Origin of the sequence: Roseomonas sp. BN140053, assembly GCF_047690175.1 — a bacterium.
Lineage (GTDB): Bacteria > Pseudomonadota > Alphaproteobacteria > Acetobacterales > Acetobacteraceae > Roseomonas.
The window spans coordinates 26,187-41,714 of the sequence record NZ_JBLLEB010000022.1 but is presented as its reverse complement, the minus strand read 5'-3'; the positions used below and the strand labels follow the sequence as shown (position 1 = coordinate 41,714).

The 15,528-nt window shown below is 72.7% G+C and carries 16 protein-coding genes; 4 read left to right on the top strand and 12 right to left on the bottom strand.

What is annotated here, in order from left to right; all coding sequences use genetic code 11:
* Window positions 1-13: 13 nt before the first annotated feature.
* On the bottom strand, window positions 14-409 hold the full coding sequence (locus tag ACLIBK_RS17755; RefSeq protein ID WP_415388624.1) for a hypothetical protein: 396 nt from the start codon (window positions 407-409) through the stop codon (window positions 14-16).
* On the bottom strand, window positions 406-1,701 hold the full coding sequence (locus ACLIBK_RS17750; RefSeq protein WP_415388623.1) for a FliI/YscN family ATPase: 1,296 nt from the start codon (window positions 1,699-1,701) through the stop codon (window positions 406-408). Before ACLIBK_RS17750 ends, ACLIBK_RS17755 begins: the two co-directional genes overlap by 4 nt.
* A 160-nt stretch (window positions 1,702-1,861) precedes the next feature.
* Here ACLIBK_RS17750 and ctrA point away from each other — a divergent pair, with 160 nt between their 5' ends.
* Window positions 1,862-2,593: a response regulator transcription factor CtrA gene (gene ctrA, locus ACLIBK_RS17745; RefSeq protein WP_415388622.1), complete on the top strand. Its 732-nt coding sequence runs from the start codon at window positions 1,862-1,864 to the stop codon at window positions 2,591-2,593.
* 178 nt (window positions 2,594-2,771) lie between these two features.
* Here the strand turns inward: ctrA and ACLIBK_RS17740 are convergent, their stop codons facing one another.
* The 6 genes from ACLIBK_RS17740 to ACLIBK_RS17715 all read right to left on the bottom strand — a co-directional run bounded on the left by ACLIBK_RS17740 (window position 2,772) and on the right by ACLIBK_RS17715 (window position 9,087).
* Window positions 2,772-3,599, bottom strand: a complete 828-nt coding sequence (locus tag ACLIBK_RS17740) for a CheR family methyltransferase (RefSeq protein ID WP_415388621.1) — start codon at window positions 3,597-3,599, stop codon at window positions 2,772-2,774.
* Complete coding sequence (cheB, locus tag ACLIBK_RS17735; RefSeq protein ID WP_415388620.1) at window positions 3,596-4,774, bottom strand: chemotaxis-specific protein-glutamate methyltransferase CheB; 1,179 nt, start codon at window positions 4,772-4,774, stop codon at window positions 3,596-3,598. Before cheB ends, ACLIBK_RS17740 begins: the two co-directional genes overlap by 4 nt.
* A gap of 11 nt (window positions 4,775-4,785) precedes the next feature.
* Window positions 4,786-5,166 (bottom strand): response regulator, encoded by a 381-nt coding sequence (locus tag ACLIBK_RS17730; protein WP_415388619.1) that lies wholly within the window; start codon window positions 5,164-5,166, stop codon window positions 4,786-4,788.
* Between the two features lie 2 nt (window positions 5,167-5,168).
* A complete protein-coding gene (locus ACLIBK_RS17725) occupies window positions 5,169-5,696 on the bottom strand; it encodes a chemotaxis protein CheW (RefSeq protein WP_415388618.1) in 528 nt (175 codons plus the stop codon).
* A gap of 4 nt (window positions 5,697-5,700) precedes the next feature.
* Window positions 5,701-8,271 carry a chemotaxis protein CheW gene (locus tag ACLIBK_RS17720; protein ID WP_415388617.1) on the bottom strand — a complete coding sequence of 857 codons (2,571 nt, stop codon included), beginning with the start codon at window positions 8,269-8,271 and terminating at the stop codon, window positions 5,701-5,703.
* Between the two features lie 225 nt (window positions 8,272-8,496).
* A complete protein-coding gene (locus tag ACLIBK_RS17715) occupies window positions 8,497-9,087 on the bottom strand; it encodes a histidine phosphotransferase family protein (protein WP_415388616.1) in 591 nt (196 codons plus the stop codon).
* A 130-nt stretch (window positions 9,088-9,217) separates the two neighbouring features.
* On the opposite strand from ACLIBK_RS17715, the gene ACLIBK_RS17710 reads away from it, so the two are divergent.
* The 3 genes from ACLIBK_RS17710 to ACLIBK_RS17700 all read left to right on the top strand — a co-directional run bounded on the left by ACLIBK_RS17710 (window position 9,218) and on the right by ACLIBK_RS17700 (window position 10,902).
* Window positions 9,218-9,397, top strand: coding sequence for a DUF3553 domain-containing protein (locus ACLIBK_RS17710; protein WP_415388615.1), 180 nt, complete (start codon window positions 9,218-9,220; stop codon window positions 9,395-9,397).
* A 121-nt stretch (window positions 9,398-9,518) separates the two neighbouring features.
* Window positions 9,519-10,523 carry a GTP 3',8-cyclase MoaA gene (gene moaA, locus ACLIBK_RS17705; protein WP_415388614.1) on the top strand — a complete coding sequence of 335 codons (1,005 nt, stop codon included), beginning with the start codon at window positions 9,519-9,521 and terminating at the stop codon, window positions 10,521-10,523.
* Between the two features lie 7 nt (window positions 10,524-10,530).
* Window positions 10,531-10,902 carry a hypothetical protein gene (locus ACLIBK_RS17700; RefSeq protein ID WP_415388613.1) on the top strand — a complete coding sequence of 124 codons (372 nt, stop codon included), beginning with the start codon at window positions 10,531-10,533 and terminating at the stop codon, window positions 10,900-10,902.
* Between the two features lie 71 nt (window positions 10,903-10,973).
* Here ACLIBK_RS17700 and guaD read toward each other — a convergent pair whose 3' ends face one another.
* From guaD to ACLIBK_RS17680, 4 genes are all read right to left on the bottom strand, one after another.
* The gene (gene guaD, locus ACLIBK_RS17695) at window positions 10,974-12,329 is read right to left on the bottom strand and encodes a guanine deaminase (protein ID WP_415388612.1); all 1,356 of its coding nucleotides are present in this window, start codon (window positions 12,327-12,329) and stop codon (window positions 10,974-10,976) included.
* Window positions 12,330-12,728: 399 nt separating this feature from the next.
* On the bottom strand, window positions 12,729-13,529 hold the full coding sequence (locus ACLIBK_RS17690) for an IclR family transcriptional regulator C-terminal domain-containing protein (RefSeq protein WP_415388611.1): 801 nt from the start codon (window positions 13,527-13,529) through the stop codon (window positions 12,729-12,731).
* Between the two features lie 93 nt (window positions 13,530-13,622).
* On the bottom strand, window positions 13,623-14,132 hold the full coding sequence (locus ACLIBK_RS17685; protein ID WP_415388610.1) for a hypothetical protein: 510 nt from the start codon (window positions 14,130-14,132) through the stop codon (window positions 13,623-13,625).
* A gap of 14 nt (window positions 14,133-14,146) precedes the next feature.
* On the bottom strand, window positions 14,147-15,433 hold the full coding sequence (locus tag ACLIBK_RS17680) for a Rieske 2Fe-2S domain-containing protein (RefSeq protein WP_415388609.1): 1,287 nt from the start codon (window positions 15,431-15,433) through the stop codon (window positions 14,147-14,149).
* Between the last annotated feature and the right edge of the window lie 95 nt (window positions 15,434-15,528).

Sequence of the window (15,528 nt, the reverse complement as noted above, 5' to 3'; positions counted from 1 at the left end):
GGAGCGCGCGCCTTCAGGAGCGGCGGTTGGCCGCGGCCTCGTCCAGCGCGGCGCGGTCGCGGCGGTTCAGGCGCAGCCGTGCCGCCGCGTCGCGCTTCTCCACCAGGCGCTCCGCCGCGCGTTCCGCCGCGCGCGCCTGGGCCAGGGCGTCGCGCGCGGCTTCGGCGGCCGCGGCGGCCTGCGCTTCCGCCCGCGCGGCGGCTGCCCGTTCGGCCAGGGCGCGCGGCAGCCAGGCGGCGAGGTCCAGCGGCGCCGCGACCTGCGTTTCGCGCTGCAGTGCCTCGCGCAGGGACGCCGTGTGCGCCGCGGCCGCGGCGAGGGTGCCGAGCTGCTCGGCCAGGGCGCGGCGGGCGGCATCCACCTCCATCGCGCGCAAGCGCTTGAGCACCAGCAGCGGGTCGCGACTCATGCTTCCTCCATCGCCGCGGCGAGGCGGGCAAAGGTGTCGGCCACCGTGCCGCGCTCGTCCTTGCGCTGCGCCAGCACCGCCTCGATGCGCGGGGCTGCGCGCACCGCCTCGTCCACCGCCGGGTCGGTGCCGGCGCGGTAGGCGCCCAGCCGCACCAGGTCCGCCATGTCGCGGTGCAGCGCCAGGATCTTCCGGGCGCGCAGCAGCACCGGGCGTTCCGCCGGTTCCAGGCAGCCCGGCACGGTGCGCGACAGGGAGCGCAGCACGTCGATCGCGGGATAGCGCCCACCCTCGCCGATGGCGCGGTCCAGCACGATGTGGCCGTCCAGGATGCCGCGCACCGCGTCGGCCACGGGCTCGTCGTGGTCGTCGCCGTCCACCAGCACGGTGAACAGGCCAGTGATGGCGCCGGGGCAGCCGTCCGCCGCGGGACCCGCGCGTTCCAGCAGCCGCGGCAGTTCGGCGAAAACGCCGGGCGGGTAGCCCTTGGTGGTGGGCGGCTCGCCGGCGGCGAGGCCGATCTCGCGCAGCGCCATGGCGAAGCGGGTGACGCTGTCCATCAGCAGCAGCACCTGGCGGCCCTGGTCGCGGAAATGTTCGGCCACCGTCATCGCGGCCAGGGCGGCGTCGCGGCGCAGCAGCGGCGGCGCGTCGGAGGTGGCGCAGACCACCACGGAGCGCGCCATGCCTTCGGGGCCGAGATCGTCCTCGATGAACTCGCGCAGCTCGCGCCCGCGTTCGCCCACCAGGCAGACCACGGTGACCTCGGTGCCGGCACCGCGCGCCAGCATCGACAGCAGGGTGGACTTGCCCACGCCGGAAGCGGCGAAGAGGCCCAGGCGCTGGCCGCGCCGGCAGGTGGCGAAGCCGTCCAGCGCCCGCACGCCGAGGTCCAGCCGCGGCCCCAGCCGGGCCCGGGTCCCGGCCGCCGGCGGCGCCGCGCGCAGCGGGCGCGCCACCGGGCCGGGCGGCAGCGGCCCCTTGCCGTCCAGCGGGGCGCCGAGCGGGTCCAGCACCCGGCCCAGCCAGCCATCGCCGGGCGAGAGCACCGCCGGGCCGGTGACGGTCACGGCCTGCCCCGGTCCGATTCCTTCCGGCGCGCCGCGCAGCGAGGCGCGAATCTGGTTGCCGGACGCGCCCACAACCTCCGCGAGCAGTCCGTCTCTTCCTTGAGACGATATCGCCAAGCCGGAGCCGACCGGCGGCGGCGGGTGCAGGCCGGATACCCTGACGCTGCCGCCCACAACCGAGGATACCCGCCCGATCGAGGAAAACCCGCCCACTAACAACATGTTACCGGCTGCCGCCGAGAACCGCCCCCGTGTGGAGCCCTGCATCTTTATCTCTTTTTTGCGATACGGCCCTGTTCTTAATACAACCTCTACGTGAAATCTCTCTTTACGGGCAGCAACTTTCTGAGATGATACACGCATTAAGTGTGGAGAGCGGAAAATGCGCGTTCTACTGGTTGAGGACGACCTGATCGCCGCCCGGGGCATCAGTCTCATGCTGAAGGGCGTGTCCATGATTGTGGACGCCGCCGACACCGGGGAAGAAGCGCTCGAACTGGCGCGCCTCTACGATTACGACATCGTGGTGCTGGACCTGATGCTGCCGGACATGGAGGGCTACGAGGTGGTGCGGAAACTGCGCGCCTCGCGCATCGACACGCCGGTGCTGATCCTGTCGGGGCTGAGCCGGCCGCAGGCCAAGGTGAAGGGCTTCGGCATGGGCGCGGACGACTTCATCGTGAAGCCCTTCGACCAGGCCGAGCTGATCGCCCGCATCCAGGCCATCGTGCGCCGCACCAAGGGCTTCAGCCAGCCGACCCTGGAGGTGGGCGAGCTGAGCCTCGACCTCGGTTCGCGCGAGGTCGCCGTGGCCGGCCGCCCCGTGCACCTGACCGGCAAGGAATACGCCATCCTGGAGCTGCTGACCCTGCGCAAGGGCGTGGTGCTGACCAAGGAGGCCTTCCTGAACCACCTCTACGGCGGCATGGACGAGCCGGAGGTGAAGATCATCGACGTGTTCATCTGCAAGCTGCGCAAGAAGCTGAGCCAGGCCGGCTGTTCCGAGCTGATCGGCACGGTCTGGGGCCGCGGCTACGTGATGCGCGACCCGATGACGCTGGCCACCCGCAGCGCCGGCCTGGCCGCCCTGCCCGCGCCGCTGCCGGCCGCCTGATGCCGCCGGAACGGTCACCGCAACCTGCGGTGGCCCGCCCGCGGCAATGGGGGAGGCGCCGTGCGGCCCTCCGTCGCGGGGACCGGCGAGGGTTCGTGCCTGGGCCAGGGCGGCCCTGTTTTCCCTCGGCTTCCCTAGCGACGACATCCCGGACAGCGCGACCCGCAACACGGCCGGGTCAACCGGCCAGGGCAAGGTGGCGTTCGCGCACATGGGCGCTGCGCTCACCGGCCAGGGGAAACAGCTTGTCGGTGACGCCCAGCACGGTTTCCGCGCCACCGAGATAGAGCACCCCATCCGGCGCCAGGCGTTCCGCCAGGGCTTCCAGCACGCGGCGCTTGGTGTCGAGCTCGAAGTAGATCAGCACGTTGCGGCAGAAGATCACGTCGAAGGTGCCGCGGCTGCGCTGGTCGTCCAGCAGGTTGGCCTGTTCGAAGCGGGTCATCGCGCGCAGCGCCGGGGACACCTGCCAGCGGCCGTTTTCCTGCCGGAAATGCTTCACCAGCAGCTGCACGGGCAGGCCGCGCTGCACCTCGAACTGGCTGAAGGAGCCGGAGCGGGCGCGCTCCACCACTTCGCTGCTGAGGTCGGTGCCGAGGATCTCCGCGGCCCGGCCACCCAGGCGCGGCGCCAGCTCGTCCAGCACCATGGCGGCGGAATAGGCTTCCTGCCCGGTGGAGCAGGCGGCGGACCAGACGCGCAGCCGTTGCCCCAGTGGGCGCGTCGCCGCCAGCCGCGGCAGGATCTGGCGCAGGTGCTCGAAGGGTTTGCCGTCGCGGAAGAAGGAGGACTCGTTGGTGGTCAGCGCTTCCGTGACCTCGCGCGCCAGCGGCTCCGCGCCCGGGGCGGCCAGACGCAGCGCGAGGCCCTCTAGGCTGCTCAGCCCGTGCCGGCGCAGCACCGGGGCGAGGCGAGTGTCGAGCATGTAGCCCTTGTCCGCGGTCAGCACGATGCCGGAGCGCGCCCGCACCAACCGGGCGATGCTGTCGAAGGCCGCCGCGGTCACGGTGCGGCCCGCCGGAACGGTGCGGGCAGCGCGGGGGACGGTTCCGCGGCACGGCCCGACGCCCGGCCGGCCATCAGGTCCGGCGCCCGCTCCGGCGCCCGGTACGCGGTGCGGCTCCCCGCCCAGTTCTGCGCCAGGATGCGCTCTGCCAGCGCGTCCGGCGGCAGCAGCACCTCGGCCAGGCCGGCGCGGGCCACGGCGCCGGGCATGCCCCAGACCACCGAGGAGGCTTCGTCCTGCGCCAGCACCGTGCCGCCGGCGGCGACGAGGTCACGGCAGGCGAGCAGCCCATCCTGGCCCATGCCGGTCAGGATGGCGGCCAGCACCTGGCCGTCGCAGGCGTGGGACAGGCTGCGCAGGGTCGGGTCCACGGCCGGGCGGCAGAAATTTTCCGGCGGGTCGTCGGTCAGGCGCACGCGCTGCCCCTCGGCGCTGCGCTCCACCAGCATGTGGCGGTTGCCCGGGGCCAGCAGGGCGCGGCCGGGCAGCAACCGGTCGCCGTCGCGCGCCTCCGCCACCGGCAGCGGCCCGAGGCGCGACAGGTGATCGGCCAGCATGGCGGTGAAGCCCGGCGGCATGTGCTGCACCATCAGCACGGGCACTGGCGGCGCCGGGCGCAGGTGGCGCAGCAGCAGCGCCAGGGCTTCCGGCCCGCCGGTGGAACTGCCCAGCATCAGGGCGCGGGCCGGCCGCGTCCCGGCCGGCGTCCGGCGCGGCGTGGGGCGGGCGGCCGGGGCGGGGCGGGTGCGGCCGACGCGGCCCCAACCCTTCACCTTTTCTAGCAGCTCGGCGCGGAACACCGGGTCGGCGATGCCGCCCGCCGCGGCCCCGGGCTTGGGGATGTAGTCCGAGGCGCCGGTGCGCAGCGCCGCCATGGTCACCGCCGCCCCGCGCTGCGTCAGCGCCGAGGCCACGATCACGATCGGCCGAGGGGTGGCGCGCAGCAGCAGCGGCAGGGCGGTCAGGCCGTCCATGACGGGCATTTCCAGGTCCAGCAGCACCACTTCCGGCCGACCCGCGGCGTCGGTGCCGTCAAAGGCGGCCAGCGCCGCGCGGCCGTCGCCCACGCGCGACACGATACGCAGGCCGGGGTCGGTTTCCAGCACGCGGGCCAGGGCGGCGCGGGCGGTCGCGCTGTCGTCGCACAGCATCACCCGCACGGGTTCCGCGCTCACGGGCGGCGCACTCACGGGGCCTCGGCGGGCAGCAGGCCGAGGGTGGCGAGCTTGCCCGTCAGGATCGCCTCGTCGAAGGGCTTCATGATGTATTCCTGGGCGCCGCCCCCCAGCGCTTCCACGATGCGCTCCAGGCTGGCTTCCGTGGTGCAGAGCATGATCGGCGGGCGGTCGGGGCCGAATTCGCGGCGGGCGTGGCGCAGGAACTCGATGCCGTCCATCACGGGCATGTTCCAGTCCAGCAGCACCAGGTCGGGCAGGGCTTCGCGGCAGCGGTGCAGCGCCTGCGCGCCGTCCGCCGCTTCCTCCACCGCGAAGCCATGCTTTTCCAGAATCCCCCGCGCCGCGCGGCGCACCACGCGGCTGTCATCCACCACCAGGCAGGTTTGCATGCTCAGGCACCCCCGCCGATCGCCAGCACGCGGTCGATGTCCAGCACCACCAGCAGCCGCCCCTCCTCGCCCGGCACGTCGCGGTGCACGCCGCGCGACATGTCGCGCCAGGCACTGTCCAGGGTGGGCGGGTTCTGGCCGAAGCCTTCCTCCGCCAGCGGCACCACGTCGCCCACGGAGTCCACCAGCAGGGCGTAGAGTTCCGTGCCCTGTTCCACCACCACCGACATCGGCCCCGCCTCCCCCGGCGCGCGGTCGGGCAGGCCGAGGCGGCGGCGCAGGTCCACCGCGGTGACGATGCGGCCGCGCAGGTTCAGGCTGCCCGCCACTTCCGGCGGCGCCAGCGGGATGCGGGTGATGGTTTGCGGCCCCAGCACGTCGCGCACGCTGCGCACCGGCACGGCGCAGAGCTGCCCCGCCACGTTCAGCGTCAGGAAGCCCTCGTCGCCGCCGAAGCCGAGACCGTCCCGAGGCGGCTGGGTGCGCGACGCGGTGCCGCGGCGTTCGGCGGTGGCCTGCATGGTGCTCATCCCCTCAGTTCCCGGCCTGGGCGGTCAGGCATTGCCGCAGCGACAGCAGCAGCGCGTCGCGGTCGAACTTGCCGACGTAGTCGGTGAAGCCGGCCTCCCGCCCCGCGCGCACCGCGGCGGGTTCCACGCGGGACGTCAGCGCGATCATCGGCAGCGAGGCCCAGGCGCCGCCGGCGCGCACGGCGCGGGCCAGGGCCAGCCCGTCCATGTCGGGCATCTCGATGTCGCTGAGGATGGCGTCGAACACCGCGCCCTTGTCGCGCAGGCGCAGCGCCTGGATGCCGGTGTTCACCGCCGCCACCTCGAAGCCCGCCGCCGCCAGCACGGGCACCAGCAGGTGGCGGAAGAAGGCGCTGTCCTCCACTACCAGGATGCGGGCGCTGGGGGTGGCGGCGCCGGCTTCCTCGCCGAACCAGGTGCCGGCGGCTTCGCGCAGCCACCAGGCGCAGTCCACCACCTCCGTGGCGCGACCGGCGATCACGGCGGTGCCGAGATAGCCCGGGCGGCCCGGGCCGTTCTCGATGCGCAGCCGGTCCTCCACCACGTCCAGGATGGTGTCCACCATCAGCCCCATGGAGCGGTCGCGGTCGCTGAACACCAGCACCGCCTGCCGGGTGCCGGGGGCGCCGGGGACCCAGTTCTCGGCCAGGGGGACCAGCGGCATCAGCTGGCCGCGGTACTGCACGGTGGGGCGGCCGCCGGCCATCTCGATGCTCTCCGCGGGCAGGTCCTCCAGCCGCGCCACCAATCCCAAGGGCACCGCCTTGGGCGTGCTGTCGCCGGCGGCGAAGAGCAGCAGGGCGGAGCGGCTGTCCGAGCGCATGCCGTCGCGCCCCGCTTCCGCCGCCGCCGTGTCCGCGCGTTCCGCGCCGATGCCGGTGGCGCGGGCGATGCCGTTGGGATCGAGGATCATGATCACCGACCCGTCGCCCAGGATGGTGTTGCCGCCGAACATGGTGACGTGGCGCAGGATCGGCGCCACCGGCTTCACCACGATCTCCTCCGTGTCGAAGACACGGTCCACGATGATGCCGAAGACATTGGGCCCGACCTGCGTCACTACCACGAAGCCGCGCTCCTCCTCCGCCGCGTCGTCCAGGCGCAGCAGGCGGCTGAGCGAAACCAGCGGCAGCAGCCGGTCGCGCAGGCGCAGCACGGGGGCGCCCTTGATGCGCTCGATGCGCACGCTGCCCTCGGCCGCGTCGCCGCAGCGCACCAGCTCCACCACGCCGATCTGCGGGATGGCGAAGCGCTCGCCGCCGGCCTCCACGATCAGCGCGGCGACGATGGCCAGGGTCAGCGGGATCTTGATGGTGAAGGTGGTGCCGTGGCCCTCGCGGCTCTCGACGTCGATGGTGCCGCCGATCTTCTCGACGTTGGTCTTCACCACGTCCATGCCGACACCGCGGCCGGACACGGAGGTCACGGCGGCGGCGGTGGAGAAGCCGGCGTGGAAGATGAAGCGGCGGATCTCGTGCTCGCTCATGCCGGCCAGCTCGGCCTCGGTGGCGAGGCCGTTGCTCAGCGCCTTGGCGCGGATGCGGTCGATCGCTAGGCCGCGGCCGTCGTCGCCGACCTCCAGCACGATGTGGCCGCCCTCGTGGTAGGCGTTGAGCAGGACGCGCCCGGCCTCGGGCTTGCCGGCGGCGCGGCGCTGGGCGGCGTCCTCCAGCCCGTGGTCGGCGCTGTTGCGCACCATGTGCGTCAGCGGGTCCTTGATCAGTTCCAGCACCTGGCGGTCCAGCTCGGTTTCGGCGCCGCGCAGGTCCAGCTCGATCTTCTTGCCCAGTTCGTGCGACAGGTCGCGCACCAGCCGGGGCAGCTTGTTCCAGGCGTTGCCGATCGGCTGCATGCGGGTCTTCATCACCCCTTCCTGCAGGTCCGAGGTGATGTGGCTGAGCCGCTGCAACGGCACCGACAGCTCGCCGTCGTCGCGGCCGCGCGCCAGCTGCACCAGCTGGTTGCGGGTCAGCACCAGCTCGCTGACCAGCATCATCAGCCCTTCCAGCACCTCTACCGAGACGCGGATGGTCTGCGGCGCGGCGACGCCGCCGGGGGCGGGGTCGGCCGGGGCCTCGTCCGGCGCGGCGGCTGCGCCCGAGGTGGCCGCGGCCGGCGGTGCGGCGGCGACGACGGGCGGCGGGGCAGCGGGGGCGGGCTGCGGCGCGGCGGCCGCGGCTGGCGGTGCCGGCGGCAGCTTGCCGGCAGCGGCGGCGTCCAGCTCGGCGATCAGGGCGGCGTCGCTGCCGGGGGCTTCCTCGCCGCCGCGCTCGATGCCGGCGATGATCTCCTTGATGCGGTCCAGGGCCGAGAGGATCAGCGTGACGCCGGCCGGGGTCACGGCCAGTTCGCCGTCGCGGTACTTGCCCAGCATGGTTTCGGCGGCATGCGCCACCTTTTCCAGCCGGGTCAGCCCCAGGAAGCCGCAGGTGCCCTTGATGGTGTGAACCAGGCGGAAGATCTCGCCCAGGGTCGGTGCGTCGTCGGGCGTGCGCTCCAGCCGGACCAGCGCCGTGTCCAGCGCGGCGAGACCCTCATTGGCTTCGGTCAGGAAATCGGCGAGCAGGTCGTCCATGCGGGCCCCGGGCAATGCAGGACGCGTAGGCTGCGGCAGGGGCGACGAAGATTCCGTGAACGCGGGTCCAGGGGGTGCAGCAAGCCGGGGGGAAGTATCCCCCCGGACCCCCTCTATTTTCGGGAGTTCGGGGGTGCCTTTCAGAGCACCTGCAGACTCCCGAAAGAAGGAGGGGGTCTGGGGGAGTTCACTCCCCCGGCCTTCCCCTGCCATCCCGCAGCCGGATCAGCCACGCTGCAGCATCAGGGGCGCGCAGCCGGCCGACTGGCCCAGCAGCAGCGACATGCGCAGTCCTGCCCGCGCTGCCAGCCGCAGCAGCAGGGGCGAGAGCACCTCGCGCGGGCCGGACACCGCTTCCCCCGCCAGGGTCGCGGTCAGGGCGTGCGGCCAGGACGCGTTGCGCCCTTCGGGCCAGACTGCGAGGCCGTTGGCGGTGCCAGCCACGTGCACCACTCCGCCGCGGGGCAGCGCCTCGGCCCCCAGCATCACCGCGGCCAGCACGGCGCGGGCGGTTTCGGCGGGCAGGTCCTCCGGCGGCAGGCCGGACACGTCCGGCTGCGTGCGCCCGCCGGGCAGGGCGCCATCCAGCAGCTCGGCGATGCCTTGCCGCCCCAGGGGGCCGCCCCCGGCCCCGGCCACCACGCGCCACAGGTGCAGCCGCCGCGTGGAGATGCGGGCGCCGTCCCGGGCGACCTCCGTGGCCTCGGGCTCCTGCCCGAGCAGGTCGAGCGCCGCCGTCACGCTGCCCAGGGGTCCCCCGAGGTCGTGGCAGATTCGGGCGCAAAGATCCTGCGCCAACGCCAGGTCGTCATCCATTCGGTTCATCTCCACAGAAACGACCTGTTTCGGTTGCTGCCCTCCTAATTCAGCGCTGCTTCCAGATCGCGGCAGCGTGATAACATGTCCGGTGGCGTCCGCCACTCTTCGGGGGCAGCCTCGCGCCTTGATGAACGAGACCTTGGAGCCGGGGATGCGCGTCCGGCATCCGCAGCGGCCGGAATGGGGCACCGGGCAGGTGCAGTCCGTGGCCGGCGACCGCATCACCGTGAACTTCGAGGATGCCGGCAAGGTGCTGATCAACGGTGCCCGGGTGGCGCTGGACATTCTGGACGAACCGCGGCGCTGAGCGGCCCCGGCCCCCGCGGGGGCTTGCGGCGCCCCCTGCTTCCCGCCACATCCTCGGTATCGTGACGCTTCTCCTGCCGCCCTCGCCCGCAGCCGCTCGCCCGCTCGCCGGGGTGGAGCCCATGGAGGACCCGTTCGGCCGGCGAATCTCCTACCTGCGGGTGTCCGTGACCGACCGCTGCGACCTCCGCTGCGTGTACTGCATGGCTGAGGACATGACGTTCCTTCCCAAGGCCGAGGTGCTGAGCCTGGAGGAGCTGGACCGGCTCTGCGGCGCCTTTATCGACCTCGGGGTGGAGCGGCTGCGGCTGACCGGCGGCGAGCCGCTGGTGCGCAAGAACGTCATCTCCCTGTTCCGCTCCCTCGGCGCGCGCCTCAACGGCGGCGGTCTGAAGGAGCTGACGGTGACCACCAATGGCACCCAGCTGACCAAGCTGGCCGGGGAGCTGTACGACGCCGGGGTGCGTCGGGTGAACGTGTCGCTGGACACGCTGGACCCGGCCGGCTTCGCCGCCGTGACCCGCTGGGGCAAGCTGGGGCAGACGCTGGACGGGATCTTCGCCGCCAAGGCGGCCGGGTTGGCCGTGAAGATCAACGCCGTGGCGATGCAGGGCGTCAACGAGCACGAGTTCGACCGCATGATCGCCTGGTGCGGCGAGCACGGCTTCGACCTGACGCTGATCGAGACCATGCCGCTGGGCGAGATTTCCGGCGACCGCACCGACCAGTACCTGCCGCTGTCCACCGTGCGGGCCCGGCTGCGCGAAACCTGGACGCTGGAAGAAAGCAGCCACCGCACCGGCGGCCCGGCCCGCTACTACCGTGTGGCGGAAACCGGCGGGCGGCTGGGATTCATCACGCCGCTGACCCACAACTTCTGCGAGAGCTGCAACCGCGTGCGCGTGACCTGCACCGGCACGCTCTACATGTGCCTGGGCCAGGACGATGCCGCCGACCTGCGCGCCCCGCTGCGCGACCCGCTGGTGCCGGAGGGTGAGCGCGACGCGAACCTGCGGCAGGCCATCCGCGACGCCATGCTGCGCAAGCCCAAAGGGCATGACTTCGTGATCGAGCGCCGCGCCGCCCGCCCGGCCGTGGGGCGGCACATGTCCGTGACGGGCGGCTGAACCGCGCATGACCGCCGACCTCGTGTCCCGCCTGGCGATCCCGGGCCTGCCGGAATGGACCGGGCTGCTGGTGCTGCTGCTGGCGCTGCTGGCGGCGGTGGCCTTCCTGCTGATGCCCTTCAGCGTCTTCGGGGTGAAGGGCCGGCTGGAAGCCATCGAGGAGCAGCTGGACGAGATCCAGCAGGAAATCCGCCTGCTGGCGCTGCGGCTGCCCGATCCGGGCAGCCGCCGGATGTCCGGGGGTGGCTGGGAAGACCCGCCGCCGGCCCGCGACCTGCCGGCGCGCGACAACCGTCCGCTGCGCGCCAGCGTGCCGATCCCGCCGCCGCCCGTGGTGCCCGAGAGCCGCGCCGGCCGGCAGGAGCCGCGCCTGCGCTGAGGGTCACGCCGGGCGGCGACCCGGCGATGGTTCCGGACGGCGCACGCCCCTGACGGGGGGCGGCCCGGCCGCTAGCCCGGACAGGAGAAGGGCTCCCCTTCCCGGTCGCGGTCGTAGACGCAGTGGCCGCCGGCCCAGGTGGCGCGCACGGCGCGCTCGTCGCCCAGCGTCATCAGCACGAAGAGCAGTTCCTCCAGGCTGTCGCAGCGGGCGGTGCGGAACCGCAGCAGCGGCGTCGCCCCGGGGTCCAGCACCACGAGGTCGGCGTCGTAGCCGGGCGCCAGGCGGCCGATCCGGTCGTCCAGGTGCAGCGCCCGCGCGCCGCCCGATGTGGCCAGAAAGAAGCCCTGCACGGCGTCGAGGCCGCGGCCCAGCAGCTGCGACACCTTGTAGGCCTCGCCCAGGGTGCGCAGCTGGCTCAGGCTGGTGCCGGCGCCCACGTCGGTGCCCAGGCCCACCCGTACGGGGCGGCGGGGGTCCAGCGTGTCCATCAGCCGGAACAGCCCGCTGCCCAGGAACAGGTTGGAGGTCGGGCAATGCGCCAGCGCCGCGCCGGCGCCGTGGCAGGTGCAGAGCTCCGCTTCCGTCACGTGGATGCCGTGCCCGAACACCGCGCGCGGCCCCACCAGCCCGGCCCGGGCATAAACGTCGAGGTAGCCGTCGCAGTGGGGAAAGAGTTCCCGCACCCAGGCGACCTCCTCGCGGTTCTCGCTGAGGTGGGTTTGCAGGAACAGGTCGGAATGCGCCCGCAGCAGCGCGCCGGCGGCGTCCAGCTGGGCTTCGGTGCTGGTGGGGGCGAAGCGCGGCGTGACGCCGTAGTGCTGCCGGCCCACCCCGTGCCAGCGGCGGATCAGCGCCTCGCTTTCGTCGAAGCCGCGCTGGGCGGTGTCCAGCAGGGCGGCGGGGGCGTGGCGGTCCATCAGCACCTTGCCCGCCACCATGCGCGTGTTGAAGCGGTGGCTCTCGGCGAAGAAGGCGTCGGCGGACTGGGGGTGCACGGTGCAGTAGACGGCGGCGGTGGTGGTGCCGGCGCGCAGCAGCTCCCGTAGGAAGGCCTGCGCCACGGCGGTGCAATGGGCGGGGTCGGCGAAGCGCGCCTCGGTGGGAAAGGTGTAGCGTTCCAGCCATTGCAGCAGCTGCGCCCCGTGCGCGCCGATCATGCCGAGCTGCGGGTAGTGCACGTGGGCGTCCACGAAGCCCGGGCACAGGATGGCGTCGGGGTACTCCACCAGCTCCGTGCCCACGGGCAGGTCGTCGCGCAGGGCGTGAAACGGGCCGAAGCGGGTGATGCGCCCACCCTCGATCAGCACCAGCGCGTCGGCTTCGTGCAGCAGGCAGTGTCGCGGCTCCTGCGCGAAGGGATCGCCACGCATGCTGATGGCGGCGCCGCGCAGGGCCTTCGGTGCCGGGGCTGGGTGCGCCGCCATGGTGATCTCCTCGCGCAACCGGGCCGGCCGCCACCGGCTTCCTCACCCCGCCCGCCCGCGGCGTGCAAGCCCCGCGCCGTGCGGCTGGCGGGCGTGCGGCTGTGGTTCGGGTTGGCGCTTGGGTGTTCAGGCCTGGGCCGGAGGGGCCCTGCCCCTCTGGACACCCCGCCAGGAGCTTAGGCTCCTGGACCTCATGAGTGCCTCCGGCGGGGGCGGGATGGTCAGCGTTGTCCATCATGGCGGCCGTCGGCCATCCCGCCCCCGCCGGAGGCACTCAAGTGGGGGCCGGGGAGTTTAAACTCCCCGGCGGGGTCCAGGGGCAGCGCCCCTGGCCTACGCTTGAACATCAGCAACAACCCGGACCGCAGCCGCACCCCTGAACGCGCGACCGTTCGGGGGTCAGCCCACGAGCAGCGGGCGCATGGCGGAGACGGCTTGGCGCAGGGCGGGGAGGTAGGTGTCCAGCAGCGCCGGCTTGGGCGTGCGGCCGGCCTGGGTGGACACGTTGAGGGCGGCGACCACGCGGCCGGCGGCGTCGTGCACGGGCACGGCCAGGCCGCGCAGGTCGATCTCCAGTTCCTGGTCCACCAGGCAGTAGCCATCCCGGCGGACCTGTTCCAGCGCGGCGCGCAGCTCGTCCTCGCGGTGCAGGGTGAAGGGGGTGATCCGGCGCAGCGTGGCGGTGCGGAAGAAGCGGTCCAGCTCGGGCGCCGGCAGGGCGGCGAGCAGGATGCGCCCCATGGAGGTGCAGTAGGCCGGCAGATGCGTGCCGACGTCGCGGTGCAGCGATCCCATACGCCGGCGCGAGGAGCGGGCGACGTAGATCACCTCCTCCCCATGCAGGATGGAGCAGGAACAGGAATCGTCCAATGTCTCGCTGGTGCGCTCCAGGAAGGTCTGCGCCACGCGCGGCAGCACGGAGGAGGAGAGATAGGCCTGCGCCAGCGTCAGCACCTGCGGCGACAGGCGGAAGAAATGCCCGGAGGACTGCACGTAGCCCAGGGTTTCCAGCGTCAGCAGGCAGCGGCGCACCGTGGCGCGCGGCAGCTTCACCAGCCGCGCCACGTCGGACAGGGTCATGTCCTGGTTCTGCTGCGTGAAGGCGCGCATCACCGACAGGCCGCGGGCCAGGGCCGTGACGAAGTCGCGCCCGCCCGCCGCGTCCTCGGCGGGTGCTTCCCCAGGGTCAGCTGTTCGCATGTCGCACAGGCTGTGGGTGCGCTGCCCTGCCGTCAAGCACGGCGCGCCGCCTCAGGCGCGCCCTGCGCTGCCCCAGGCGCGCTTCGCGCCGTTTCAGGCGCGCAGCGCATCCAGCATGGCCTCGACGTAGCCGGCATCGCTGACCACGCTGAGCATGGACACGTAGGGCCGCAGCTGCGCCAGCGCCGACGACAGCGCGGCGGGCGGGGCGCTGGCGGGGTCGTGCAGGATCAGGCCGCAGGTGCGGGTACCGGTGGCGGCGCAAGCGTCGCCCACCACGGAAGCGAGCTGCGCATCCTGCCCGGCGGTGGCGATCATGATCGCCTGGTTGGAGGCTTCCACCTCCTGCACGAAGTCGCGGGCGCGGCCGACAATTCCGGAGAACCAGCGGCGCACGTCGCCCTCCACCTCGTCGGAAGCCTCGAAAAAGGAGGGCGCGAAGAACACCGCGCCGTTCCAGTCCTTGCCGGCCAGATCCTCCAGCACCGCCAGGCTGGCGCGGTCCAGCGCCACCACCAGGGTGGCGCGGGGCGCGGAGTTGGGCGCGCGGATGCGGAAGGCGGCTTCCGCGGCGGTGGTGGCGCGGGCGCTCTCGCTGGGCATCACCCCTGCTCCGTTCACACCGAAGCCTGGGCGACGCCGGGCCGGGCGCGCAGGGCGTCGCGGGCGGCGTCCTTGAAGGCCTGGTCGGGCGGCAGCACCAGCGCGGCGGAGCGTACCTTCTGCTCCTCCGGCGTGGTGCCGGGCGGGGTGATGCCCTTGTCGCGCAGCGCGCGGGCGGCCTTCATCAGCCGGAAGCGGGCCATGATGATGCCGTTGTCCGTGGAGGTCAGGTTCTCCTTGGTGCGGTCCACGATGGGACCCATACTTTCCTGCAGCGAGGCATCCTGCATGGCGATGCCGGCGACGCCGCTATAGGTGATGCCGGCCTTCTGGGCGGCGCGGTCGATCAGGTAGTCGTTGTCCTTGTTGGCGGCCGGGCGGTAGGTGCCGGGGACGTAGGTCACGTGGATGCCGTGGCCGTCGCGCATCGCCTGCACCTCGCTGTCGCGCAGGGCGCGCACGGGGTGGTAGTCGAAGCTCCAAGCCCAGCAGTTCTCGTCGTCGATGGGGATCCAGAAATGGCCGTGGATCGGGTGGTCGCCGCGCGGCGGCACCATGGTGAAGCACGGCATCACCCAGGGCGTGATGCGCCAGTAGTAGTGCCCGTCCTCGGCGTTGCGGCGGGCGCCGATGAAGAGGCCGGAGCCGTGCTCCACCACCTCGAACACCGGGGCGCTGTCGTTCATGTTGTACTGGTTGCCCTTGGAACCCTTGAACAGCGGGTCGCTGTTCAGGTTGCCGCGGTGCAGGAAGGAGACATGGGCGCTGTCGATGCCGCCCTCCATCGCCTGCAGCCAGTTGCATTCCTGCAGGCGCTTGGAAGAGAAGGTCTGCTCCGGCGGAACGGTGATGAACTCCCATTCCGGCAGCGGCGGCTGGTGCTCCGGCGGGCCCATATAGGTCCACAGGATGTGGCCCTTCTCCACCAGCGGGTAGGACTTCAGCTTGATCTTCTGGCGGAAGCCGCTGCTCTCGGGCTCGGAGGGCACCTCGGTGCACTGGCCGGTGATGTCGTATTTCCAGCCGTGATAGGGGCAGCGCAGCCCGCAATCCTCGTTGCGGCCGAACCACAGCGACACGCCGCGATGAGCGCAGAACTCGTCGATCAGGCCGAGCCGTCCCTCGCTGTCGCGGAAGGCCAGCAGCCGCTCGCCCAGGAGCTTGATGCGCACCGGGGCGCCGCCGGGCTCCGCCACCTCCTCGGCCAGCATGGCGGGGATCCAGTAGCGCCGGAACAGCTCGCCCATGGGCGTGCCGGGGCCGGTCTGCGTGACGAGGTCGTTCTGTTCCTGCCGCAGCATGTTGATGAACTCCCGAAGGGGGTTGCGCGATCCGGAACCGGTTCCGCCCGAGGGCGGCGCGCTGGTCCCGGCGAGAAGGGCGCGACGGCCGCGGC

What these genes read in the sequence shown, in the direction of transcription:
- ACLIBK_RS17725 (WP_415388618.1), bottom strand. Translation starts at nt 5,696, where the DNA reads ATGAGCACCATGCAGGCCACCGCCGAACGCCGCGGCACCGCGTCGCGC.
- ctrA (WP_415388622.1), top strand. Translation starts at nt 1,862, where the DNA reads ATGCGCGTTCTACTGGTTGAGGACGACCTGATCGCCGCCCGGGGCATC.
- guaD (WP_415388612.1), bottom strand. Translation starts at nt 12,329, where the DNA reads ATGGCGGCGCACCCAGCCCCGGCACCGAAGGCCCTGCGCGGCGCCGCC.
- ACLIBK_RS17755 (WP_415388624.1), bottom strand. Translation starts at nt 409, where the DNA reads ATGAGTCGCGACCCGCTGCTGGTGCTCAAGCGCTTGCGCGCGATGGAG.
- ACLIBK_RS17715 (WP_415388616.1), bottom strand. Translation starts at nt 9,087, where the DNA reads ATGGATGACGACCTGGCGTTGGCGCAGGATCTTTGCGCCCGAATCTGC.
- ACLIBK_RS17710 (WP_415388615.1), top strand. Translation starts at nt 9,218, where the DNA reads ATGAACGAGACCTTGGAGCCGGGGATGCGCGTCCGGCATCCGCAGCGG.
- ACLIBK_RS17700 (WP_415388613.1), top strand. Translation starts at nt 10,531, where the DNA reads ATGACCGCCGACCTCGTGTCCCGCCTGGCGATCCCGGGCCTGCCGGAA.
- ACLIBK_RS17685 (WP_415388610.1), bottom strand. Translation starts at nt 14,132, where the DNA reads ATGCCCAGCGAGAGCGCCCGCGCCACCACCGCCGCGGAAGCCGCCTTC.
- ACLIBK_RS17680 (WP_415388609.1), bottom strand. Translation starts at nt 15,433, where the DNA reads ATGCTGCGGCAGGAACAGAACGACCTCGTCACGCAGACCGGCCCCGGC.
- ACLIBK_RS17730 (WP_415388619.1), bottom strand. Translation starts at nt 5,166, where the DNA reads ATGCAAACCTGCCTGGTGGTGGATGACAGCCGCGTGGTGCGCCGCGCG.
- ACLIBK_RS17750 (WP_415388623.1), bottom strand. Translation starts at nt 1,701, where the DNA reads ATGTTGTTAGTGGGCGGGTTTTCCTCGATCGGGCGGGTATCCTCGGTT.
- ACLIBK_RS17690 (WP_415388611.1), bottom strand. Translation starts at nt 13,529, where the DNA reads ATGCGAACAGCTGACCCTGGGGAAGCACCCGCCGAGGACGCGGCGGGC.
- ACLIBK_RS17720 (WP_415388617.1), bottom strand. Translation starts at nt 8,271, where the DNA reads ATGGACGACCTGCTCGCCGATTTCCTGACCGAAGCCAATGAGGGTCTC.
- moaA (WP_415388614.1), top strand. Translation starts at nt 9,519, where the DNA reads ATGGAGGACCCGTTCGGCCGGCGAATCTCCTACCTGCGGGTGTCCGTG.